Below are 23389 nucleotides of genomic sequence, written 5' to 3'. Positions count from 1 at the left end.
TGTGGTTACTGGGACCGGGTCCGGACGGCGTCCGGACCCGGCGGGGCGTGTCTTCCTCAGCTCTGGCCCAGGGCCAGGCGGACCAGGTCGTCGGCGCTCATCGAGTCCAGCGCGCTTCCGCCCCCGCTTGCGCCCTCGCTCCCGCTCGCCGTCCCGGCGTCCCCGCTGCCGTCGGCGGCCTCCGCGGAGGCGTCCCCCGCCGGGACCTCCGGTACGAGCGCCGCGCGCAGCCGGTCCGCCAGGGCGCCCGGGGTCGGGTGGTCGAAGACGAGCGTGGGCGGCAGCTTGACGCCGGTCGCGGCGGCCAGGCGGTTGCGCAGCTCGACCGCGGTCAGGGAGTCGAAGCCGAGGTCCTGGAACCGGCGGTCGGCCGGTACCCGGTCGCCGTCCGAGTGGCCCAGCACGGCGGCCACTTCGGTCCGTACGGTCCCGAGCAGGATGTGGCGGTGCTCCCGGCGGGGCGCCGCGGCCAGCCGGTCGCGCAGCCCCGCGGCGGTGTCCCGGGCCGCGGCCCGCGCGGAGTCCTCGTGCCCGCGGGCGGGCAGCAGCTCCCGCAGCAGGAGGCCGACCGCGTCCGGGTCCGCCGTCCGCAGGTCGAGGTGGGCCGCCGTCAGGACCGCGGCGCCGGAGGCGACGGCCGCGTCGAACAGCGCCAGGCCGTCCTCGGCGGACAGCGCCCCGATCCCGGAGCGGGCCAGCCGCTTCAGGTCCGCCGTCCGCAGGTCACCGCTCAGCGCGCTCTCCTGCGCCCACAGACCCCAGGCCACTGACACGGCCGGCAGCCCCTCGGTGCGGCGCCGGTGGGCCAGGGCGTCCAGGAAGGCGTTGGCCGCCGCGTAGTTGCCCTGCCCCGCCGAGCCCAGGGTGCCGGCCAGCGAGGAGAACAGGACGAACGCCGACAGGTCCAGGTCCCGGGTCAGCTCGTGCAGGTGGAGGGCGGCGTCGGCCTTGGCCCGCAGCACCCCTTCCATCCGCTGCGGGGTGAGCCCGGCCAGCACCGAGTCGTCGGTGACGCCCGCGGCGTGCACGACCGCGGTCAGCGGCCGGTCCGCGGGTACGGCGGCCAACAGGGCGGCCAGCGCCGTCCGGTCACCGGCGTCGCAGGCCGCCAGGTGCACCTCGGCCCCCAGGGAGGCCAGTTCGGCCGTGAACTCCTGTGCGCCGGGGGTCGCGGCGCCGCGCCGGCCGGTCAGCAGCAGCCGTCCCACTCCGTGCTGCTTGACCAGGTGCCTGGCCAGCAGCCGGCCCAGCGTGCCCAGCCCGCCGGTGACCAGCACGTGGTCGTCCGCACCGAACGGCGCCGGAGCCTCCGTGCCGGGAGTGCCGGGAGTGGCGGGAGCGGCGGGAGCGGCGGGATCAACGGAGCGGGCGGGGGCGGCCGGACGGTGGACGCGCAGGGCCGGTACCGATGCCCGGCCGGCCCGCAGCGCGAGCTGCGGCTGTGCCGGGGCGAGCGCCATGGCCTGCGCCAGAGCGCGGACGGACTCGGGCCGCCCGTCGGTGTCGACCAGGGTGAACCGGCCGGGCTGCTCGGACTGCGCAGAGCGGATCAGGCCCCAGACCGCCGCCAGGGCGGGATCCGGGCGTTCGTCGTCGGTGACGGCGACCGCTCCCCGGGTGAGGACGGCGAGCCGGGACTCCGCGAACCGCTCGTCCGCCAGCCAACCCTGGGCCAGTTCGAGGACCGCGTGCACGGCCCGGTCGCCGGCGCCCGGTAGGCCGGGACCGGCCGGCGCGCCGGACAGCACCACGGTGGGGACCGGAGCACCCCCGTCCACCGCCGCCCGCAGCTCCGCCAGGTCCGGGTAGGCCCGGACGGCCGCACCGCAGGCGCGCACGGCCTCGGCGGCCGCCCCGTCCTCGCCGAGGACGGCCCACGGGCCGGCCGGCACGGGCGCGGCCGCCCGCAGCGGGGACCAGTGCAGGTCGAACAGGCCGGGCCCGTGCACCGGCCCGGCGCCGACCTCGGCGTCGGCCCGGAGCTCGCGCACCGCGAGACCGCCGGCCGTGAACACGGGGACGCCGTTCTCGTCCGCGATCAGCAGCGTGTGGGCGTCGCCCGGCCCCCGGCGCAGGCGGACCCGCAGCCGCGTCGCCCCGCAGGGCCGCAGCGTCAGGGCGCTCCACGCGAAGGGAACCACCAGCCGGTCCGCGGCGCCCGGCGCGAGCAGGGCCGTGTGCAGGGCGGCGTCGAGGGCGGCGGGGTGGAGGGCGAAGCCGTCGGCTCCGGTGGTGGCGGACCCGGGCGGGGCGATCTCGGCGTAGAGGTCGGTGCCGTGCTGCCAGGCCCGGCGCAGGCCCTGGAAGGCGGGGCCGTAGCCGTAACCGCGGTCGGCGAGACGGTCGTAGAGGCCGTCGACGGGGAGCGCGGTCGCGTCCTGCGGCGGCCAGACGGCGAGACCGGACTCCTCGCCGGTCGCCGCGGGAACGTCGTCGGCCAGCAGACCCGACGCGTGCCGCACCCAGGCGGCGTCCGGGCTCCCTTCGGACCGGGAGTGCAGGGCGAGCGGGCGCGTCCCGTCGTCACCGACCGCGCCCACCAAGAGCTGGAGCGCGACGGGGCCGTCCAGCGGCAGCGGCTGTTCGTGGGTGAGTTCGGCGACCTCCGCCGCTCCCGTCCGCCGGGCGGCGTGGAGGGCGAGCTCCGCGACCGCCGCACCGGGCAGCAACGGCCGGCCCAGGACGGTGTGCTCCGAGAGCCACGGCTGCGCCTCGGCGTCGAGGGTGCCGGTGAACAACCATCCCTGACCCGCGGCGAGTTCCACCTCCGAGTCCAGCAGCGGATGGCCGCCCGCCGGCTTCGCCGCCACGGGGGCCGCCGGGGCGCTCAGCCAGTAGCTGTCGCGCCGGTACGGGTAGGTCGGCAGGGCTACCGCCCGCCCACCGGGCAGGAAACCGTCCCACCGGACGTCCTGGCCCCGTACGTGCGCCTCCGCGAGCGCGGCCGCGAGGGTCCGGCCCTCGGGGCGGCCGGCGCGCAGCAGCGGGACGGCGACGGGCGGCCGCCCGGTGTCCGGCTCCCCGGAGCCCAGGATCGTACGGACCATCGCGCTGAGCACGGGGTCGGGTCCGAGTTCGATGTAGGTGGTGGTGTTGTGGTGGTGGTGGAGGTGGTGGATGGCGTCGTTGAAGCGGACGGTGTGGCGGAGGTGTTGGGTCCAGTAGTGGGGGTCGGTGAGTTGTTGGGTGGTGGCGGTTTGTCCGGTGAGGTTGGAGATGATGGGGATGGTGGGGGTGTGGTAGGTGAGGGTGGTGGCGGTGGTGTGGAAGTCGTTGAGGATGGTTTCCATGTGGGGGGAGTGGAAGGCGTGGCTGACGTTGAGTTGTTTGGTGCGTCGGCCGTTGTTGCGCCAGGTGGTGGCGAGTTGGTGGGCTGCGTGGTGGTCGCCGGTGATGACGGTGGAGTGGGGGGTGTTGGTGGCGGCGATGTCGAGGTGGCCGTGGTGGGTGGGGAGGGTGTCGCGTATTTCTGTTTCGGTGGCTTCGATGGCGATCATGGCGCCGCCTGCGGGGGCGGATTGCATGAGTCGGCCGCGGGTGGCGACGAGGGTGCAGGCGTCGTCGAGGTCGAGAACGCCGGCGACGTGTGCGGCGGTGAGTTCGCCGAGCGAGTGCCCGACGAGGTGGTCCGGCGTCAGGCCGTAGTGCTCGACCAGCCGGAACAGGGCGACCTGGACGGCGAACAGCGCGGGCTGCGTGTACTGGGTGCGGTCGAGCAGAGCCGCCTGCGGGCTCCCCTCCTCGGCGAAGAGCAGTTCCTTCAGCGATCGGCCCAGGTGTACGTCCATGCGCGCGCACACCTCGTCCAGGGCGCGGGCGTAGACCGGGTGGGTCTCGTACAGCTCCCGGCCCATGCCGGGACGCTGGCTGCCCTGCCCCGTGAACAGGAAGGCCACGCCGGAACTCCCCGACACCCCCTCCGGGTCCCCGGTCACCAGCTGCGGCGCCGATGCCCCGCGGGCCAGGGCGTCCAGGCCGGCCAGTAGACCGGCCGGGTCGTCGGCCAGGACGACGGCGCGGTCCGGGAGCACGGCCCGCGTGGTGGCCAGGGCATGGCCGATGTCCAGGTGCGCGAGGTCGAATCCGCCGTCGGCGCCGGCCGCGGCGGCCAGCCGCCGCAGCTGTACGGCCTGGGCGCGCAGCCCGTCCGTACCGCGGCCGGACACCACCCACGGCAGCGGGGAGGGCACGGCCACCTCGCGGGAGGGCTCCGGCTCGGTGGCGGGGGCCTGTTCGAGGACGACGTGGGCGTTGGTGCCGCTGATCCCGAAGGAGGAGACGGCGGATCGGCGGGGCCGGCCGGTCTCCGGCCACGGAGTGGCTTCGGTCAGCAGGGAGACGGCGCCGCTCGTCCAGTCCACGTGCGGGGTCGGTGCGTCGATGTGGAGGGTGCGGGGGAGGGTGCCGTGGCGCATGGCCATGACCATTTTGATGACGCCGCCGACGCCTGCGGCGGCTTGGGCGTGGCCGATGTTGGATTTGAGTGATCCGAGGTGGAGTGGTGTGGTGGCGTCGCGGTGCTGGCCGTAGGTGTTGAGGATGGCCTGGGCTTCGATGGGGTCGCCGAGGGTGGTGCCGGTGCCGTGGGCCTCGACGGCGTCGACGTCGGCGGGGGTGAGGCCGGAGGCGGTGAGGGCTTCGCGGATGACGCGTTCCTGGGAGGGGCCGTTGGGGGCGGTCAGTCCGTTGCTGGCGCCGTCCTGGTTGACGGCCGAGCCGCGGATCACGGCGAGGACGGTGTGGCCGTTGCGGCGGGCGTCGGAGAGCCGTTCCAGGAGCAGCACACCCACCCCTTCGCTCCAGGCCGTCCCGTCCGCCGAGGCGGAGAAGGACTTCACCCGTCCGTCGGGCGCGAGGCCGCGCTGCCGGCTGAACTCCACGAACGGCCTAGGAGTGGCCATCACGGTGGCACCGCCCGCCACGGCCAGGCTGCACTCGCCCCGGCGCAGGGCCTGGGCGGCCAGGTGCAGGGCGACGAGTGAGGAGGAGCAGGCGGTGTCGACGGTGATGGCCGGGCCCTCCAGCCCGAAGGTGTAGGACAGCCGCCCGGAGGCGACGCTGCCGGCGCTGCCCGTGCTCAGGTACCCCTCGTACTCGACCGGTACGGCGGACAGGCGGGAGGCGTAGTCGTCGTACATCGCGCCGACGAACACCCCGGTCCGGCTGCCGCGCAGGGTGGCCGGGTCGATGCCCGCACGCTCGAAGCCCTCCCAGGTGGTCTCCAGCAGCAGGCGCTGCTGCGGGTCGATCGCGTACGCCTCGCGCGGGCTGATCCCGAAGAACTCGGCGTCGAAGCGGTCGGCGTCGTAGAGGAAGCCGCCGTGCCGGCTGTAGCTCTTGCCGGCGCGGGCGGGGTCCGGGTCGTAGAGGTCGTCGACGTCCCAGTCGCGGTTCGTCGGGAAGGGGCCGATGGCGTCGGTGCCGTCGGCGACGAGCCGCCACAGGTCCTCGGGGGAGCGGGCGTCGCCCGGGTAGCGGCAGGCCATGCCGACGATCACGATCGGGTCGTCCTGGCCGGCGGCCGTACCCTCACCCGTCGTGGCCCGTCGCACCGGCCGGGCCGCGGCCTCACCGGCGATCTTCCCGAGCTCGGCGACGACGAAGCCCGCCAGCGCGCCGGGGGTCGGGTGGTCGAAGACGGCGGTCGCGGGGACGGCGAGGCCGCTGTCCGCGGCCAGCCTGCGCCGGAGCTCCATGGCGGTGAGGGAGTCCATGCCCAACTGGATGAAGGGACCGCCGTCGTTGACCGCGCTGGGTCCGGCGAGGCCGAGTACGGCCGCGACCGTGGTCCGTACGAGTTCGCCCGCGGCCCGCTGACGGTCCGCCGGGGCGAGCTCCGCGGTCCGGGCGGCCCAGCTGGAGCCGGTGGCCGCGGCGGCCCGGCGGCGCGGGGCCCGGACGAGGGTGCGCAACAGCGCGGGCGCCGACCCGTCGGGGGAACGCAGTACCCGGAGGTCCAGCTCGACCGGGGCGAGCGCGGGCCGGCCGGACGCGAGCGCCGCGTCGAACAGCTCCATGCCGCGTTCCGGGGTCAGCGCAAGGATGCCCTTTGCGGCCCACCGCTGCATGTCGGCCTCCGAGAACTGCGCGGCCATGCTGCCCGTGCTGGTGTCCCAGAGTCCCCAGGCGAGGCTGGTGGCGGGGAGGCCGTGGTGGTGGCGGTGGTGGGCGAGGGCGTCGAGGTAGGTGTTGGCGGCGGCGTAGTTGGCCTGGCCGGGGTTTCCGATGAGGCCGGCGATGGAGGAGAAGAGGATGAAGTGGGTGAGGTCGTGGCCGCGGGTGAGTTCGTGGAGGTGGTGGGCGGCGTCGGCTTTGGGGCGGAGTACGTGGGTGAGGTGGTGGGGGGTGAGGTTGTCGAGGGTGGCGTCGTCGAGGGTGCCGGCGGCGTGGATGACGGCGGTGAGGGGGTGCTGGGCGGGGATGGTGTCGAGGAGGTTCTGCAGGGATTGGCGTTCGGCGGTGTCGCAGGCGGTGATGGTGACGTGGGCGCCGGCTGCGGTGAGTTCGTCGGTGAGTTCGCGGGCGCCGGGGGCGTCGGGTCCGGTGCGGCTGGTGAGGAGGAGGTGGCGGGCGCCGTGGTGGGTGACGAGGTGGCGGGCGAGGATCCGGCCGAGCCCGCCGGTGCCGCCGGTGATCAGGACGGTGCCGTCGGGGTCGAGCGGGCGGTCGGCGGTGTTCCGGGCCGGGGTGTTCTCCAGCCGCGGGCTGTGCAGTCGGCCGTTGCGCAGGGCGAGTTGGGTGTCGGGGCTGTGCGCGGCGGTGCGTGCCGCGTCCACGAGCCGCTCGGGGCCGGCGTCGTGGTCGGCGTCGCGGTCGGCGCCCGCGTCGAGGTCGAGGTGGCTGAGGCGGCCGGGGTATTCGTTCTGAGCGGTGCGGATGAGGCCGGTGAGGGCTGCCGCGGGCAGGTTGTGGAGGTCCTCGTCGGGGGAGGGGGCCGTGGCACCCCGGGTGAGGACGACGATGCGGGCGGAGTTCAGGGTGCTGTCCCGGAGGAGTTCCTGCAGGGTCGCCAGGGTGTGCCCGAGCGCCGCGTGCACCTCGACCGCCTCGTCGGAGAGGGCCACGACATCGGGTACCGGGCCGCCCGCGGCGACGGCTGCCCGCAGGGCGGCCGCGTCCGGGTAGGGGGCGCCGGCGACGGCCGCCGCAAGGCTGTGCGGATCCGCACCCAGTACCGCCCACCGCTCGGCAGGACCGTCCACCGCCACCGACGGCTGCGGTTTCCACACGAGGCCGTAGAGCCCGTCGTGCCGGGCGCCGCGGTCCTGGAGGTCGCCGGCCGGCCGGAGGGCGATCTCGTCGATCGTGACGACGGGCCGGCCGTCGGCGTCCGTGGCCGTCAGTGAGGCGGTGTTGCGGCCCCCGGCGGTCAGGCGGACGCGCAGCGCGGTCGCACCGGTGGCGTGCAGGGTGATCCCGCCGAAGGAGAACGGGACGGTCAGCTCCTCCGCGTCCTCGATCAGCAGGCCGTGCAGGGCGGCGTCCAGGGCGGCCGGGTGCAGGGTGAACCCGTCGCCCTCGACACCGTCGGGCAGCACGATGTCCGCGTAGAGGTCGGTGCCGTGCTGCCAGGCCCGGCGCAGGCCCTGGAAGGCGGGGCCGTAGCCGTAACCGCGGTCGGCGAGACGGTCGTAGAGGCCGTCGACGGGGATTTCCGTGGCGCCCGGCGGCGGCCAGGCCGAGGGCTCGGCCACCGGCGGGACCGGGGCGGCCTCACGGAGCACTCCGGAGGCGTGGCGGACCCAGTCCGTGTCCGCCGCGCCCTCGGCGCGGGAGTGGACGGTGACGGCCCGGGCGCCGGCCTCCTCGGGGCCGAGGGCGACCTGGAGGTGGGTCCTGCCGTCCTCCGGGAGGATCAGCGGCGCCTCCAGGACCAGCTCCTGCAGTCGGTCGTACCCGAAGCGGTCGCCGGCCGCGAGGGCCATCTCGACCAGCGCGGTGCCGGGCAGCAGCACGGTGCCCGCGACCGCGTGGTCGACGGTCCACGGGTGGCTGCCGCGCGCGACCCGGCCCGTGAACAGCAGCCCCTCGCCGTCCGCGAGGCTGGTCACCGCCCCGAGCAGCGGGTGCTCCGCGGGCGTGAGGCCCAGGCTCGCCACGTCCTCGGGTGTCGCCGGGCTGTTGAGCCAGTACCGGGTGCCCTGGAAGGCGTACGTCGGCAGCTGGACACGCCGCGCGCCGGGGAAGAGGCGCTCGGTGTCCAGCGCCGCACCCCGCAGGGCCGCGTGGGCGAGGGCGGTCATGAGGGTCCGCACCTCGGAGTGGCCCTTGCGCAGCACGGCGAGGGTCGCCGGTGCGCCCGGGACGTCGTCCTCGCCCAGGCAGCTCCGGGTCATGGCGGTGAGCACGGGGTCGGGTCCGAGTTCGATGTAGGTGGTGGTGTTGTGGTGGTGGTGGAGGTGGTGGATGGCGTCGTTGAAGCGGACGGTGTGGCGGAGGTGTTGGGTCCAGTAGTGGGGGTCGGTGAGTTGTTGGGTGGTGGCGGTTTGTCCGGTGAGGTTGGAGATGATGGGGATGGTGGGGGTGTGGTAGGTGAGGGTGGTGGCGGTGGTGTGGAAGTCGTTGAGGATGGTTTCCATGTGGGGGGAGTGGAAGGCGTGGCTGACGTTGAGTTGTTTGGTGCGTCGGCCGTTGTTGCGCCAGGTGGTGGCGAGTTGGTGGGCTGCGTGGTGGTCGCCGGTGATGACGGTGGAGTGGGGGGTGTTGGTGGCGGCGATGTCGAGGTGGCCGTGGTGGGTGGGGAGGGTGTCGCGTATTTCTGTTTCGGTGGCTTCGATGGCGATCATGGCGCCGCCTGCGGGGGCGGATTGCATGAGTCGGCCGCGGGTGGCGACGAGGGTGCAGGCGTCGTCGAGGTCGAGAACGCCGGCGACGTGTGCGGCGGTGAGTTCGCCGAGCGAGTGCCCGACGAGGTGGTCCGGCGTCAGGCCGTAGTGCTCGACCGTGCGGTAGAGGGCCACCTCCGTGGCGAAGAGGGCCGCCTGCGTCCACATCGTCTGGTGCAGGGGTGAGGCCGGGTCCTCCTCGGCGAAGAGGAGGGACTTCAAGGTCACGGACTGCTGGAGGCGCTCGTCGAGACGCGCGCACACCTCGTCCAGGGCGCGGGCGTAGACCGGGTGGGTCTCGTACAGCTCCCGGCCCATGCCGGGACGCTGGCTGCCCTGCCCCGTGAACAGGAAGGCGGTCTTGCCGCCGCTCTGTCCCGGCGGTCCCACGATGACGTCCGCGGACTCCTCGCCGGCGGCCAGCGCGGCGAGCGCCCGCAGCCGGCCCTCGTCGTCGTCCGCGACGACGGCCGCGGAGTGCGCCAGGAGCGTCGGCGAGGCGGCCAGTGACCGGCCGATGTCCGCCGGTGCGATCCGGGACGGCTCGGCCCCGGCCGGATCCGACGGCGCCGTGCGCCCGGAGGCGAAGGCCAGCAGCCTGTCCGCCTGCGCGCGCAGGGCCGCCTCCGTGTGGCCGGACAGCACCCACGGCGCCATCGGCACCGCCTCGGGGGCCGGGACGGAGGGCTCCGGCTCGGTGGCGGGGGCCTGTTCGAGGACGACGTGGGCGTTGGTGCCGCTGATCCCGAAGGAGGACACCCCCGCCCGGCGGGGCCGGCCGGTCTCCGGCCACGGGGTCGCCTCCGTGAGGAGGGACACCGCCCCCCTGCTCCAGTCCACGTGCGAGGTCGGTGCGTCGACGTGGAGGGTGCGGGGGAGGGTGCCGTGGCGCATGGCCATGACCATTTTGATGACGCCGCCGACGCCTGCGGCGGCTTGGGCGTGGCCGATGTTGGACTTGAGTGATCCGAGGTGGAGTGGTGTGGCGGCGTCGCGGTGCTGGCCGTAGGTGTTGAGGATGGCCTGGGCTTCGATGGGGTCGCCGAGGGTGGTGCCGGTGCCGTGGGCCTCGACGGCGTCGACGTCGGCGGGGGTGAGGCCGGAGGCGGTGAGGGCTTCGCGGATGACGCGTTCCTGGGAGGGGCCGTTGGGGGCGGTCAGTCCGTTGCTGGCGCCGTCCTGGTTGACGGCCGAGCCGCGGATCACGGCGAGGACGGTGTGGCCGTTGCGGCGGGCGTCGGAGAGCCGTTCCAGGAGCAGCACACCCACCCCCTCGCTCCAGGCCGTCCCGTCCGCCGCGTCCGCGAAGGACTTGCAGCGGCCGTCCGCCGCCAGTCCGCGCTGCCGGCTGAACTCCACGAACAGATCGGGCACCGCCATCACCGTCACGCCGCCCGCGAGGGCCAGACCGCACTCGCCCCGGCGCAGGGCCTGGGCGGCCAGGTGCAGGGCGACGAGCGAGGACGAGCAGGCCGTGTCGACGGTGATGGCCGGCCCCTGCAGGCCCAGCGTGTACGAGACCCGGCCCGACGCCACGCTGAGCGTGTTGCCGGTCGTACGGTAGGCCTCCACGGCCTCCGGCGCGTTGCGCAGGTGAGAGGCGTACTCGCTGTACATCGCACCGCTGAACACACCGGTACGGCTGCCGCGCAGGGTGGCCGGCGCGATGCCCGCGCTCTCCACCGCCTCCCAGCTCGTCTCCAGCAGCAGGCGCTGCTGGGGGTCCATCGCGGCGGCCTCGCGCGGACTGATCCCGAAGAACTCGGCGTCGAAGCGGTCGGCGTCGTGGAGGAAACCGCCGTTGCGGGCGTACGAGTGCCCCGCGCGGTCGGGGTCCCCGTCGAAGAGCCGGTCCAGGGCCCAGCCGCGGTTCGTCGGGAAGGGGCCGATGGCGTCGGTGCCGTCGGCGACGAGCCGCCACAGGTCCTCGGGTGAGCGGGTGCCGCCCGGGTAGCGGCAGGCCATGCCGACGATCACGACCGGGTCCTCGTCGTCGGACGAGCCGCGCACCGCGACCTGCTCAGCGCCGCGCACCACCACGCCCTCACCGGCCAGTGCGGCGAGCTCGCCCACCAGGAACGCGGCCAGCGCCCCGGGGGTGGGGTGATCGAAGACGGCCGTCGCCGGCAGCGTGATCCCGCTGACCGCGACGACGCGGCGCCGCAGCTCCAGGCCGGTCAGCGAGTCCATCCCGAGGGTCTTGAACGCGGTGTCCTCGTCGACGGAGTCCGGTCCCGCGAGACCGAGCACGGCGGCCACCGTGGTCCGTACGAGTTCCACCACCGTCCGCAGCCGGTCGGCAGCCGGCAGCGCGGCGGTCCGCTCGGCCCAGGAGGCACCTCCGGCACCCGCGGTGCCGGTGGCCGCGGCGGCCCGGCGGCGCGGGACGCGGACGAGCGTGCGCAGCAGGGCCGGCGCCGACCCGTCGGGGGAGCGCAGGGTCGGCAGGTCCAGGTCGGCCGCGGCGAGCAGCGGCTCCGACGAGCTGAGGGCGGCGTCGAAGATCTCCATGCCGCGCTCGGCGGAGATGGGCAGCACGCCCTTGCGGGCCCACCGCTTGACGTCCCGCTCGCTCAGCCCGCTGGTCATGGCGCTGGCCGTGTCCCAGAGTCCCCAGGCGAGGCTGGTGGCGGGGAGGCCGTGGTGGTGGCGGTGGTGGGCGAGGGCGTCGAGGTAGGTGTTGGCGGCGGCGTAGTTGGCCTGGCCGGGGTTTCCGATGAGGCCGGCGATGGAGGAGAAGAGGATGAAGTGGGTGAGGTCGTGGCCGCGGGTGAGTTCGTGGAGGTGGTGGGCGGCGTCGGCTTTGGGGCGGAGTACGTGGGTGAGGTGGTGGGGGGTGAGGTTGTCGAGGGTGGCGTCGTCGAGGGTGCCGGCGGCGTGGATGACGGCGGTGAGGGGGTGCTGGGCGGGGATGGTGTCGAGGAGGTTCTGCAGGGACTGACGTTCGGCGGTGTCGCAGGCGGTGATGGTGACGTGGGCGCCGGCTGCGGTGAGTTCGTCGGTGAGTTCGCGGGCGCCGGGGGCGTCGGGTCCGGTGCGGCTGGTGAGGAGGAGGTGGCGGGCGCCGTGGTGGGTGACGAGGTGGCGGGCGAGGATCCGGCCGAGTCCGCCGGTGCCGCCGGTGATCAGGACGGTGCCGTCGGGATCCAGGCCCGTCTCCGCCGCGGCTGCGGGAGTGCTTTCCAGGCGCGGGGTGTGGAGCCGGCCGGCGCGGTGGCTGAACTGGGTGTCGGGACGCATGGCCGCGGTGTGGGCCGCGGCGGCCAGGTCCACGGTGCCGTTGGCGTCGCCGTCGGGGCCGATGTCGAGGTGGGAGAGCCGGCCCGGGTATTCGTTCTGAGCGGTCCGGACCAGCCCGGTGAGGGCCGCGGCGGGCAGGTCGCGGATGTCCTGCCCGGTGGTCAGGGCGGTCGCCCGGTGGGTGAGCAGGACGATGCGGGTGGAGTCGAGGGCGGGGTCGGCGAGGAGCGTCCGGAGGGTGGCGAGGGTCTTGCGCACCGCCTCGTGCACGTCCTCGTACGTCTCCGACAAGCCTATGAAGGACGGCAGTTGGGCGCCGTCGCCCAGGGCCGCCCGCAGTTCCGCGACATCGGCGTACGTGTCGCCCGAGACGGCCGGGGCCAGCCCGTGCGGATCGGATCCGAGGACGGCCCACAGCCCCGCCGCGCCCTCCGCGCCCTCCGCGGCCCCGGCGTCCGCCTGCGGCTCGGGCTTCCACACCAGCCGGTGCAGGCCGGAGGGCCGGCCCGCGCTCTGCGCGGCACGGAGGTCACCCGCCGGACGCAGCGTGATGGAGTCGACCGTGACGACGGGCCGCCCCTCTGGATCGGTCGCCGTCAGCGAAGCCGTGTGGGCGTCGACCGGAACCACGTGCACGCGCAGCGCGGTGGCGCCCGAGGCGTGCAGGGTGACCCCGCTGAAGGAGAACGGGATGGCCAGCTCGGTGCCGTCACCGAGCAGCATCGCGTGCAGGGCCGCGTCCAGGAGCGCCGGGTGGATCGCGAACACCGCGGCCTCGGCGTGCTGTTCCGGCGTGAGGGAGACCTCCGCGAACCGCTCCCCGCCCCACGGGGCCCCCGAGGCGGCCGCCGGTGCCCCTTCCGGCCCGGCCAGCCAGACCCGGCCCAGACCCTGGAAGACCGGCCCGTACTCGTAACCGCGGTCGGCGAGACGCTCGTAGACGTCGTCGAGCGGGACCGGCCGCGCGCCCTGCGGCGGCCACGCCGGCGCCGCGGCGGGGACCGGCTGCTCGCCGGTCGCCAGGACGCCGGAGGCGTGCCGGGTCCATTCCGCGTCGGCCGCGCCCTCGGGGCGGGAGTGGACGGTGACCGACCGGGTGCCCGACTCCTCGGCCGGGCCGAGCGCGACCTGGAGGTGGACGCCGCCCTCCTCGGGAACGATCAGCGGCGCCTCCAGGACCAGCTCGCGGAGCCGGTCGTAGCCGAAGCGGTCGCCCGCCGACACGGCCATGTCGACGAGGGCGGTGCCCGGCAGCAGGACCGTGCCGACGACCGCGTGGTCCACGACCCACGGATGCGTACGGCGCGAGACGCGCCCGGTGAACAGCACGTCCTCACGGTCGGCGAGGCTGGTCACCGCGCCCAGCAGCGGGTGCTCCGCCGGGGTCAGCCCGAGGCCGGAGGGGTCCTCCGCCGTGACCGGGGTGTCGAGCCAGAACCGGGTCCGCTGGAAGGCGTACGTCGGCAGCTCCACGCGCCGGGCGCCCGTACCGGCGAACACGGCCGACCAGTCGACGGCGACGCCGTGGCAGTGGGCCTCGCCGAGCGCGAGCAGCAGCCGCCCGGCCTCGTCCTCGTCACGGCGCAGCGTACCCAGGGCGGTGCCCCGCACGCCCGCGCCGTCGAGGGCGGCCTGCACCCCGATGGTGAGCACCGGGTGCGGGCTCACCTCGATGAAGGTGTCGTGCCCGGCGGCGAGGAGCTCCCCGACGGCCTGCTCGAACTGCACGGTCTCGCGCAGGTTCCGGTACCAGTACCCGGCGCCCATCACGCGCGCGTCGGGGAGCAGCGCACCGGTCAGCGACGAGTACACCGGGACGTCGCCCGGGCCCGCCGCGATCCCGTCGAGGAGCCGGGCCAGCTCGTCCTCCAGCTCCTCCACGTGGGCCGAGTGGGAGGCGTAGTCCACGTCGACGAGACGGGCCCGAGCCCCCTCCTCCTTGACCCGGGCGAGGAGTTCGCGCAGTGCTTCGGGATCGCCGGAGACCACGGTCTGCGCGGGGCCGTTGACGGCGGCGACGGAGATCCTGCCCCGCCACGCGCCGATCCGCTCCCGCACCCACGGAGCCGACTCGGCCACGGACATCATGCCGCCCCGGCCCGACAGCACGGTCAGCGCCCGGGAGCGCAGGGCCACCACCCGGGCCGCGTCCTCGACGCTCAGCACGCCGGCCACGCAGGCCGCCGCGATCTCGCCCTGCGAGTGGCCGATCACGGCGGCCGGTTCGACGCCCAGCGAGCGCCACACCGCGGCCAGCGACACCATCACCGACCACAGGACGGGCTGCACGACGTCGACGCGTTCGAAGCCGGGAGCCCCCTCCACGCCCCGGACGACGTCCAGGAGCGACCAGTCGACCAGCGGGTCCAGGGCCGCGGCGCACTCGGCCATCCGGCCGGCGAACACCGGGGAGGACTCCAGCAGGCCGGCCGCCATGCCCACCCACTGCGCACCCTGGCCCGGGAAGACGAACACGGGCCGGGCGGCGGGCCGGCTCTGGCCGGTGACCAGGCGGCGGGCGGTACCGCCGTCGACCAGGGCCCGCAGCCCCTGCTCCAGCTCCGCACGGTCGGCGGCGACGACCGCGGCACGGCGGTCGAAGTGGGCGCGGCCGACGGCGAGGGAGAGGCCGACGTCCGTGAGCCGGACGCCGGGACGCTCGCGCAGGTGTTCCAGGAGCCGGCCGGCCTGGGCGCGCAGCGCCTGGTCCGTCTTCCCGGACACGAGGAAGGGGACGGGCGCGCGGCCGTCCGGTGCGGGCGGCGCGGTGGCCTCCCCGGCGGTCTGCTCGGACGCCGGCTCGGGCGCCTGCTCGGGTGCCTGCTCCAGGACGAGGTGGGCGTTGGTGCCGCTGACACCGAAGGAGGAGACGCCCGCCCGGCGCAGCAGGCCGGCCTCCGGCCACGGCGTGGCCTCGGTCAGCAGCGAGACCGCACCGCTCGACCAGTCCACGTGCGAGGTGGGGGCGTCCACGTGCAGGGTGCGCGGCAGCAGGCCGTTGCGGATCGCCATGACCATCTTGATGACGCCGCCCGCGCCCGCGGCGGCCTGCGTGTGCCCGATATTGGACTTCAGCGAGCCCAGGAACAGCGGCCGGCCCGCGTCACGGTCACGGCCGTAGGTCGCCAGGATCGCCTGTGCCTCGATGGGGTCGCCGAGCCGGGTGCCCGTGCCGTGCGCCTCGACGGCGTCGACGTCCGCGGCCGACAGGCCGGAGGCGGCGAGCGCCTCCAGGATGACCCGCTCCTGGGAGGGGCCGCTGGGGGCGCTCAGCCCGTTGCTGGCGCCGTCCTGGTTGACGGCCGAACCACGGATGACCGCGAGCACCTCGTGGCCGTTGCGCCGGGCGTCGGAGAGCCGCTCCAGGAGCAGCATGCCGGCCCCCTCGCCCCAGCCCGTACCGTCCGCCGCCTCCGCGAACGACTTGCAGCGGCCGTCCACCGACAGCCCGCGCTGACGGCTGAACTCCACGAACATGCCGGGGCTCGCCATCACCGTCACGCCACCGGCCAGGGCCAGTTCGCACTCCCCGGCCCGCAGCGCCTGCGCCGCCGTGTGCAGCGCAACCAGCGAGGCCGAGCACGCCGTGTCGACGGTGACGGCCGGACCCTCCAGGCCCAGGGTGTAGGAGGCGCGGCCGGAGACCACGCTCGTGTAGGTGCCGGTCAGCAGGTAGCCGCCGACACCCTCGCCCGCCTCGTGCAGGCGCGGCCCGTAGTCCTGCGCCATCGCGCCGACGTACACGCCGGTCCCGCTGCCCCGCAGCGCGGCCGGATCGATGCCGGCACGCTCCACGGCCTCCCACACGGTTTCGAGGACCATCCGCTGCTGCGGGTCCATGGCGGCCGCCTCGCGCGGGCTGATCCCGAAGAACTCGGCGTCGAACCGGTCGACGTCGTGCAGGAACCCGCCCTGTCGGGTGTACGAGGTACCCGGGCGGTCGGGGTCCCCGTCGAAGAGGGTCTCCAGCGCCCAGCCGCGGTTGCCGGGGAACGCGGAGACCGCGTCGCGCTCCTCCACCAGCAGCCGCCACAGGTCCTCGGGGGACTCCACCCCGCCCGGGAAGCGGCAGGCCATGGACACGATCGCGATCGGCTCGTCCGCGCCGTGGTCCCGGCGCGGGACGGCCCGGGAGGAGGGCCGGCGCGCGGGCAGGGTGCCGGACAGTTCGGCGATCCGCGCGACCAGCTCCTCGGGGGTGGGGCGGTCGAACAGCACGGTGGTGGGCAGCTTCAGGCCGGTGGCGGCGACGAGCCGGTTGCGCAGCTCCACCGCGGTCGCGGAGTCGAAGCCGAGCTCCTGGAAGGTGCGGGACGGGTCGATGTCCGCGGCCGTGCCGCGCCCGAGGACCAGCGCCACCTCGCTGCGCACCAGGTCCATCAGGAACCGGGTCGTGCGCTCCGGGTCCCCGCCGGCCCCGAACGCGTCGCGGGCGTCGGGAGCGGGCGGGCCGAAGGGGTACGTGGGCAGGTCGACGACCACGGGTTCCGCGGGGAAGACGGGGCTCCAGTCCACGGGGGCGCCGTGCGCGTACGCCTCGGCGACGGACGACAGGAAGCGGTGCGGCCCGTCCGCCCCGCGCCGCAGCGAACCGACCGCGACGGCCGGGGAGCCGGCGCCGGGAGCGGAGCCGGCGGTCTCCAGGGTCTGTTCGAGGGACAGGGTCAGCACCGGGTGCGGACCGATCTCGACGAAGAGGTCGTGGTCGGCCACGCACCGGACCGAGCTCTCGAACAGCACGGGCTCGCGCAGGCTGCGGAACCAGTACGAGGCGTCCAGCGAGCGCGCGTCCAGCAGCGCGCCCGTCAGGGCCGAGTAGAAGGGGACGCCGCCCCTGCGCGGCCGGACCGGTGCCAGCACCGTGAGCAGCTCTTCGCGGATCTCGTCGATGTGCGCGGAGTGCGCCGCGTAGTCGATGGCGACTCGCCTGACCCGTACGCCGTCGGCGGTGAGCTCCTCCTGGAGCCGTTCGACGGCGTCCAGGTCACCGGCGACGGAGACGGACCGCGGCCCGTTGACGCCGGCGACGGACAGCCGTCCGCCGTACGGGGCCGTCCGCGCCCGTATCTCGTCGAGGGGCAGCAGGACGGAGAGCATGGAGCCGCGGCCCGCGAGCCGGGCCTGGGCCCTTCCGCAGAGCGCGCTGACCCGGGCGCCGTCCTCCAGGCTGAGCCCGCCCGCGACGACGGCCGCGGCCATCTCGCCGATGCTGTGCCCCACGACCGCGGCCGGCTCGATGCCGAAGGAACGCCAGAGGGCGGCGAGGCCGAGGGACGTCGCGAACAGCGCGGGCTGGATGACGTCGACGCGGTCGAGCGCGGGCGCTCCGGGCGCCCCGCGCAGTACGTCCTCCAGGGACCAGTCGACGTACGGGGCGAGGGCCTCGGCGGTGGCCCGGACACTGGCGAGGAAGACGTCGGAGGCGTCGAGCAGGCCGGCGGCCATGCCGGGCCACTGCGCGCCGTGGCCGGGGAAGACGAAGACGGTCCGGTCGCGGGGCGCGGCCGTGCCGCTGACCCGTCCGGGGCCGCGGCGGCCCTCGGCGAGGGCGGCCAGTTCCTCGGCGAAACCGGGCCCGGTGGCGGCCAGCAGGACCGAGCGGTGCGTGAACGCGGTGCGCGACACGGCGAGGGAGTGCCCGATGCCGGTGAGGTCGGGGCCGTCGCCCGCGTCCTCGGCGAGACGGGCGCGGAGCTGTTCCGCCCGGGCGCGCTCGGCCTGCGCGGTGTGCCCGGAGAGCACCCACGGCAGCACGCCGGCCCGGAAGGCGGGCGGCCGCCCGGCGGACCGTTCCCGCGTGGCGTCACGGGGCGTGCCGTCGACCTCCGCGGCCCACACCTGCCCGTTCGCGTCGGCCGCCCGCACCACTGCGGCCCGCCCGGCCGCGGCCGCGCGCAGGACGTCACCGAGCCGCGCGCCGGCCCCGTCCCGGCCGGAGTCCGCGGCGACGGTCCCGGCCCCGTCCGCGCCGACGGGCCCGTCCGATCCGGTTCCGGCCGCGGGGCCCGTGTCGGCCCCGGTCCGGGGCCGGGCCGCCTCCCGCTCGGGGTCGGGGCCCGTGGCGGTGAGCACGGCGAGGATCCGGTCGCCGTCCGCCTCGGCCCGGGACAGGGTCTTGAGGACCGCCACGGCCCCGTCCGGGGCGGCGGTGCCCGCGAGGGCGGTCCGGCTCTCGCCGGAGCGCAGGCTCTCGGCCGCGAGGTGCAGCGCCGCCAGGGCGGACGCGGCGCCCGCGCGGACGGTCCGGTGCGTACCGGTCAGGCCGAACACGGCCGCGACCTCACCGGCCGCCCCCTCGAAGTCGCCGGCCCCGGCCTCGCCGGCCCCGGCCTCGCCGGCCCCGGCCTCGCCGGCCCCGGCCCCGGGGCCTCCGGAGTCCGCGCCCCCGGAGTCCGCACCGAGGAACAGTCCCGTGCCGGGGGCGCCGCGCAGCGACGCCGGGACGGTACCGGCCACCTCCAGGGCCTCCCAGCACCGTTCCAGCAGGAGCCGCCGTCGCTCGTCCACCGATGCGGCCGCCTCCGGCCCCATGCCGAAGAACGCCGGGTCGAAGCCCCCGGCTCCGTCCGCTCCCGGGACACGGCAGGACAGCCCGACGACGGCGACGGGCTCCCCGGTCGCCCCGACGAACTCGGCATCGCGGCGGGTGGTCTCGACAGACATGCGGATCCTCACTCCAAGTCCAAAGGTGTTCCGGGGAGCAGCACTTCGAGGGGGACGCCCGGAACACCCGGGAGGCGACCCGCCTGTACGACCGGCCCGCGGCGCCCGCGGAGGTCCGGCTACCAGTCCACGAGCAGCCGGGCCAGCCCCCGCGTGCCGAGGCCGTCCTTCCAGACCACGGCGTCGGGGCCGGCGGCCGGCCGCAGCGTCGGGAACCGCCGCATCAGCCGCTCCAGCACGATCTGCAGCTGGAGCCTGGCCAGCGGCGCGCCGAGACAGCGGTGCACCCCGTGGCCGAACGTCAGGTGCGCGGCGTCGTGTCCGTCCGGATCCAGCAGCCCGGGCTCGGTGAAGGTCCTGCCGTCCCGGTTCCCGTGCAGCAGGGAGACGATGACGCCCTCCCCGGCCTGCACGGTGACGCTGCCGAGCGGTACGGGCTCCACCGCCACCCGCGGGAAGCTGATCGGTGTGGAGGGGGTCAGCCGCAGCAGCTCCTCCACCGTGGGGGCCAGCCGGTCGGGCCGCTCGCACAGCTCCCGGTACGCGGCCGGATCGTGGAGCAGGGCGTGCGCCGACAGGCCGAGCTGTCCCACCACGGTCTCGTAGCCGGCCATGAGCAGCGTGAGCCCCATGGTGAGCAGTTCGCCCATCGACAGGTCGCCCTGTTCGTGCGCCGCGATCATGGAGGTGAGGAGGTCGTCCTGCGGCCGGCGGCGCTTGCGGTCGATCAGGTCGGCCATGTAGTCGATGAGTTCGAGGCGGCGCCGGGCCTTTTCCTGCGGGGTGCTGGCCGAGATGTCGAACAGCACCTCGACCCAGTCGCGGAAGCGCGTGGAGTCCTCGGGGGGAACCCCGAGCAGTGAGCACAGCACGGCCAGTGGCAGCGGGGCGACGAGCGTCTCGATCAGGTCGGTGCCGGGTCCCGACGCGGCGAGGGCGTCGAGGTGGCGGTCGGCCAGCTCCTCGACGGCCGGGGCCAGGGCGGCGGTACGGCCGGTGGTGAACGCCTTCGTCACGACGCGCCGCAGCCTGGAGTGATCGGCTCCGTCCATGCTCATCATGGAGTTCGGTACGGGCTGGGCGTCGTTGAGCTTCGGGGCCCGCGGTGTGACGGCCTCGGCGCGGCTGAACCTCTTGTCCGTCAGGACCCGGCGCGCCAGTGCGTAGTCGCACACCAGCCACATCTTGTCGCCGGCGGGCGTGAAGAACGGGACGACGTCGATGCCGTCCGGGACCTGCCCCTCCCCGGCCACGTACTGACCGAGGAACTCCGGAAGCGGGCCCAGCGGGCCGGCGCTGCGGTGCTTCATGCCTTTCCTCCCCGTTGTGGTCGGCGATCAGGTGGTCAAGAGGCGGCGCTCGGCCTCGTGCAGGACCGCGGTCGGCCGGTTGAACGCGATGCGCACGTACTGCTCACCGCCGAGCGGGTCGGCGAAGAAGGGCGTACCGGGGACGACCAGCACCCCGGTCCGGTCCAGGAGGTCGCGGACGAAGCCGAGGCCGCCCTGCCGGCCACCGGTGAGCGGGGAGATGTCGGCGAAGAGGAAGCAACCGCCCTCCGCCGGGGCGAACTTCATTCCCGTCCGCGAGAAGACCTCCTGAGCGAGGTCGCGCCGCTCGGCCATCTCGGCCGCCGCGACCGTCGGGTCGACGTGGTGGGCGGTCCGTCCGGCGGCCACCTGGAGGGGGACCGCGGCGCCCAGCGTGGTGAGTTCGTGCACCTGGCGCAGCGCGGCCGTGCGCACCGGATCGGCCCGCAGGAATCCCAGCCGCCATCCGCTGACGGCGTGGCTCTTGGACAGCGACCCGACGACGATGCTGCGCTCGGCCAGGCCGGGCACGTCGGCGACGGAGACGTGGGGGCGGCCGTCGAAGGTGAAGGCGCGGTAGACCTCGTCGGAGATCACCGTGGCGTCCCACCGCTCGCACAACTCGGCGATCTCGCCCAGCTCCTGGCGGGTGAGGACGCGTCCGGTCGGGTTGCCGGGGGTGTTCAGGACGACGGCCCGGGTGCGGGGGGAGAAGGCGGCGGCCAGTTCGGCGGGGTCGAAGCGCCACTCCGGCGCGTGCAGCCGTACGTACTTCGGTACGGCTCCGGTCAGTTCGACGGCGGCGGTGAAGTGGTCGAAGCCGGGGTCGAAGAGGATGACCTCGTCGCCGGGGTCGACGGTCGCCAGCAGGGCGACGAAGAGGGCCTCCGTCGCGCCGGCGGTGACGGTGACCTCGGTGTCGGGGTCGGTGGGGGTGCCCAGGGACTCCGCGATCCGCTGCCGCAGACTCGCGTCGCCGTTGGGGTGCTCGTACTGGTTGTGGCCGGCCCGCAGCGCGCGGGCCGCCTCCTCGATCATGTCCGGGGAGGTCTCGGGGTGCCCGGGGGTGCCGACCGCCAGATCGACGGCGTCGCGGGTGCGCGCCAGCATGAACACCTCGGTCAGCCCGCTGCCCTTGAGCCGCGCCGCGCGCGAGGATACGGGCGACCTGTGGGCCCGGGAGTGCGTCATTTCCGATCCTCCTGCTCCTGCTGAATCGACTGGATGAGCTGAATTGAGCTGAATGGGGAGGCGCAGTGCGGGCGCGGGGAATTCGGCCATGACCGTTCCGCTTTACCTCTGACGCCTCGGGAGAAAGCCGAGCCGGCGGCGGTGTGCATTCTGCTCGGACGCCGCGGAGAAACTCTGGCCGAGAATGAACATACCTCCGGCCCGGGAGGCGGAGAACAGAACGGCGGCGACTGGAGGCGACGGCGGACCAGGACCGGTCGGTTGTTCGACGCGTCACCCGATCCGTCCCGTCGACGGGACGGCGCCGGCGCGGAACGGGCGGCCGCGCGGGCCGGTCCGGCCCGATCGGCGGGACGTCCGCCGCCGACTCCGGCCGCCGACTTTGGCACGCCTTTAGCACGTGCTGCGAGCCTCCACACCTGTTCTGTGGACCCCTTCACATGGAGGCATGATGGCGATCCAGGCCGGCGGCATCGAGGGAGCGGGAACGGCACGGGTCCACCCGGGCCCCGAGCCGGTCCCGAGGCCGCGCAGGGGCACGGGCGAGGACCCACGGCGCGGTCAGGTGCTGACCACGAAGGTGGGCCTGCAGATGCCGGCGGGGATGTCCTTCGACGACTGGGAGAAGGCCGGACGCCAGCTGTCCGGAATTGTGGATTCCTCATCCTGGTGGCTCGGTGACTGGCTGGTGTACGGCAAGGACCACTACACCGACCGCTACCAGCGCGGCATCCGGGCCGCCGGGCTGCAGTACCAGACCCTGCGCAACTACGCCTGGGTCTCCCGCCGCTTCGACTTCGGCCGCCGGCGCGGATCCCTGAGCTTCCAGCACCACGCCGAGCTGGCGTCCCTGCCGCACGACGAGCAGGAGACCTGGCTGGACCGGGCCGAGCAGCGCAGATGGACCACCAAGCAGCTGCGCGGCGCCCTCCGCGCCGCACGCGAGACCCAGGCCCGGGTCCGCGTCCCCGCGGAACCGACGCGCAGGCTGGAAGTGCCGGGCAGCCGCCTCCAGTGGTGGCACCGGGCGGCCGAGCAGGCGGGCGTCGACTTCGAGCGCTGGGTGCTCGTCACCCTGGACAGCGCCGCGAAGCAGGCCCTCGCGGAACTCGGCAGGCTGGAGGACGGGGTGGACGCGGGGCCGGCCGCGCTCATGGCGTCGGCCGCGCCCGGCGGGCCGTTGCAGATCGAGGGGCCGAGGCCGCCCGCGGAACGGGGTGAGCCGGAGGGTCCCGCGGCGGCGGCCCGTGCCTGACGTGCCGCGCCCGGGCGCCCGCACTCCGCGGGGGGAGTGCGGGCCCCGCGGGGGCCGCCGCGCGATCAGGGCAGCTGCCGCATGAGGTCGGCCGTGTCCCGCTGCCGTGTGCACCCGCTGCGGGTGAAGGAGTCCAGGACCCGCCCGCGTACCTCGGAGGGCTGCTCCTGGCTGAGCTTGAACATCCCCTCCGCGCCGGTCACGGTGATCCGGAAGGCGCCCACGCCCGGCAGCAGCTGATGGAAGTAGCCGACCGAGTCGGTCATGTCCCAGCCCGTCCCGAACTTCGCCTCCTCGAAGGCGCGCACGGTGGACTGCACGACGTCCATCGTCTCCTCGCTCGATTCGATCTTCTCCACCACACCGCGTACGTGCACCGAGGTGAAATCCCACGTCGGGGCCGCCGGTGATTTCTCGTACACCGTCGGAGAGACGTAGGAATGCGGGCCGGTGAAGGTCAGGAGGACGACGCCGCCCGTCCTCAGGGCGATCCAGTGCGGATTCGCCTTGTTCATGTGACCGAGGAGCCTGGCGCCGGAAAGGTCGGGCGCCGGATCGTCATTCGCCCGCGGATCGGCGATGACCGGCAGGTGCGTGGCGAACGGGCCGTCCTTGGCGGTCCCGTTGGTCACCGCCAGTGCCAAGGGATTGTCGCGCATCAGATCGGTCATCCATGAACGGTCGGGTTCACGGTAGTTGCTGGGGACGAACATCCAGAATCCACCCTTTCGGTCGGTGTCCCGTCACCGGGACACCGTTCTCCGGTAATTCGACATTCGGTATTCGGCATTCGATGCGCGCAGAGGCCGCTCGGATTGCCTTGTCGGTGACTTCAGGTTGGCGCCGGGGCGTTCTCCGGCGCAATACTGAACAAAGGTCTCCCGGATCACCGGTCGAGATTCCAA

Annotated in this window: 5 protein-coding genes; 1 reads left to right on the top strand and 4 read right to left on the bottom strand. The window is 74.7% G+C overall.

Annotated elements, in window-relative coordinates; translation table 11 throughout:
* Window positions 1–56 precede the first annotated feature (56 nt).
* The 3 genes from AC2RP6_RS11675 to AC2RP6_RS11665 all read right to left on the bottom strand — a co-directional run bounded on the left by AC2RP6_RS11675 (window position 57) and on the right by AC2RP6_RS11665 (window position 21229).
* Complete coding sequence (locus AC2RP6_RS11675; RefSeq protein ID WP_486446176.1) at window positions 57–18728, bottom strand: SDR family NAD(P)-dependent oxidoreductase; 18672 nt, start codon at window positions 18726–18728, stop codon at window positions 57–59.
* Window positions 18729–18847: 119 nt separating this feature from the next.
* Window positions 18848–20038 carry a cytochrome P450 gene (locus AC2RP6_RS11670; RefSeq protein WP_486446175.1) on the bottom strand — a complete coding sequence of 397 codons (1191 nt, stop codon included), beginning with the start codon at window positions 20036–20038 and terminating at the stop codon, window positions 18848–18850.
* Between the two features lie 27 nt (window positions 20039–20065).
* On the bottom strand, window positions 20066–21229 hold the full coding sequence (locus AC2RP6_RS11665) for a pyridoxal phosphate-dependent aminotransferase (protein ID WP_486446174.1): 1164 nt from the start codon (window positions 21227–21229) through the stop codon (window positions 20066–20068).
* 448 nt (window positions 21230–21677) lie between these two features.
* On the opposite strand from AC2RP6_RS11665, the gene AC2RP6_RS11660 reads away from it, so the two are divergent.
* A complete protein-coding gene (locus AC2RP6_RS11660) occupies window positions 21678–22484 on the top strand; it encodes an LmbU family transcriptional regulator (protein ID WP_486446173.1) in 807 nt (268 codons plus the stop codon).
* Between the two features lie 65 nt (window positions 22485–22549).
* Here the strand turns inward: AC2RP6_RS11660 and AC2RP6_RS11655 are convergent, their stop codons facing one another.
* Complete coding sequence (locus AC2RP6_RS11655; RefSeq protein WP_486446172.1) at window positions 22550–23197, bottom strand: FMN-binding negative transcriptional regulator; 648 nt, start codon at window positions 23195–23197, stop codon at window positions 22550–22552.
* Window positions 23198–23389 lie beyond the last annotated feature (192 nt).

This window comes from Streptomyces sp. WAC03905 (assembly GCF_057371075.1).
This window is presented reverse-complemented; position numbering and strand designations above follow the sequence as displayed.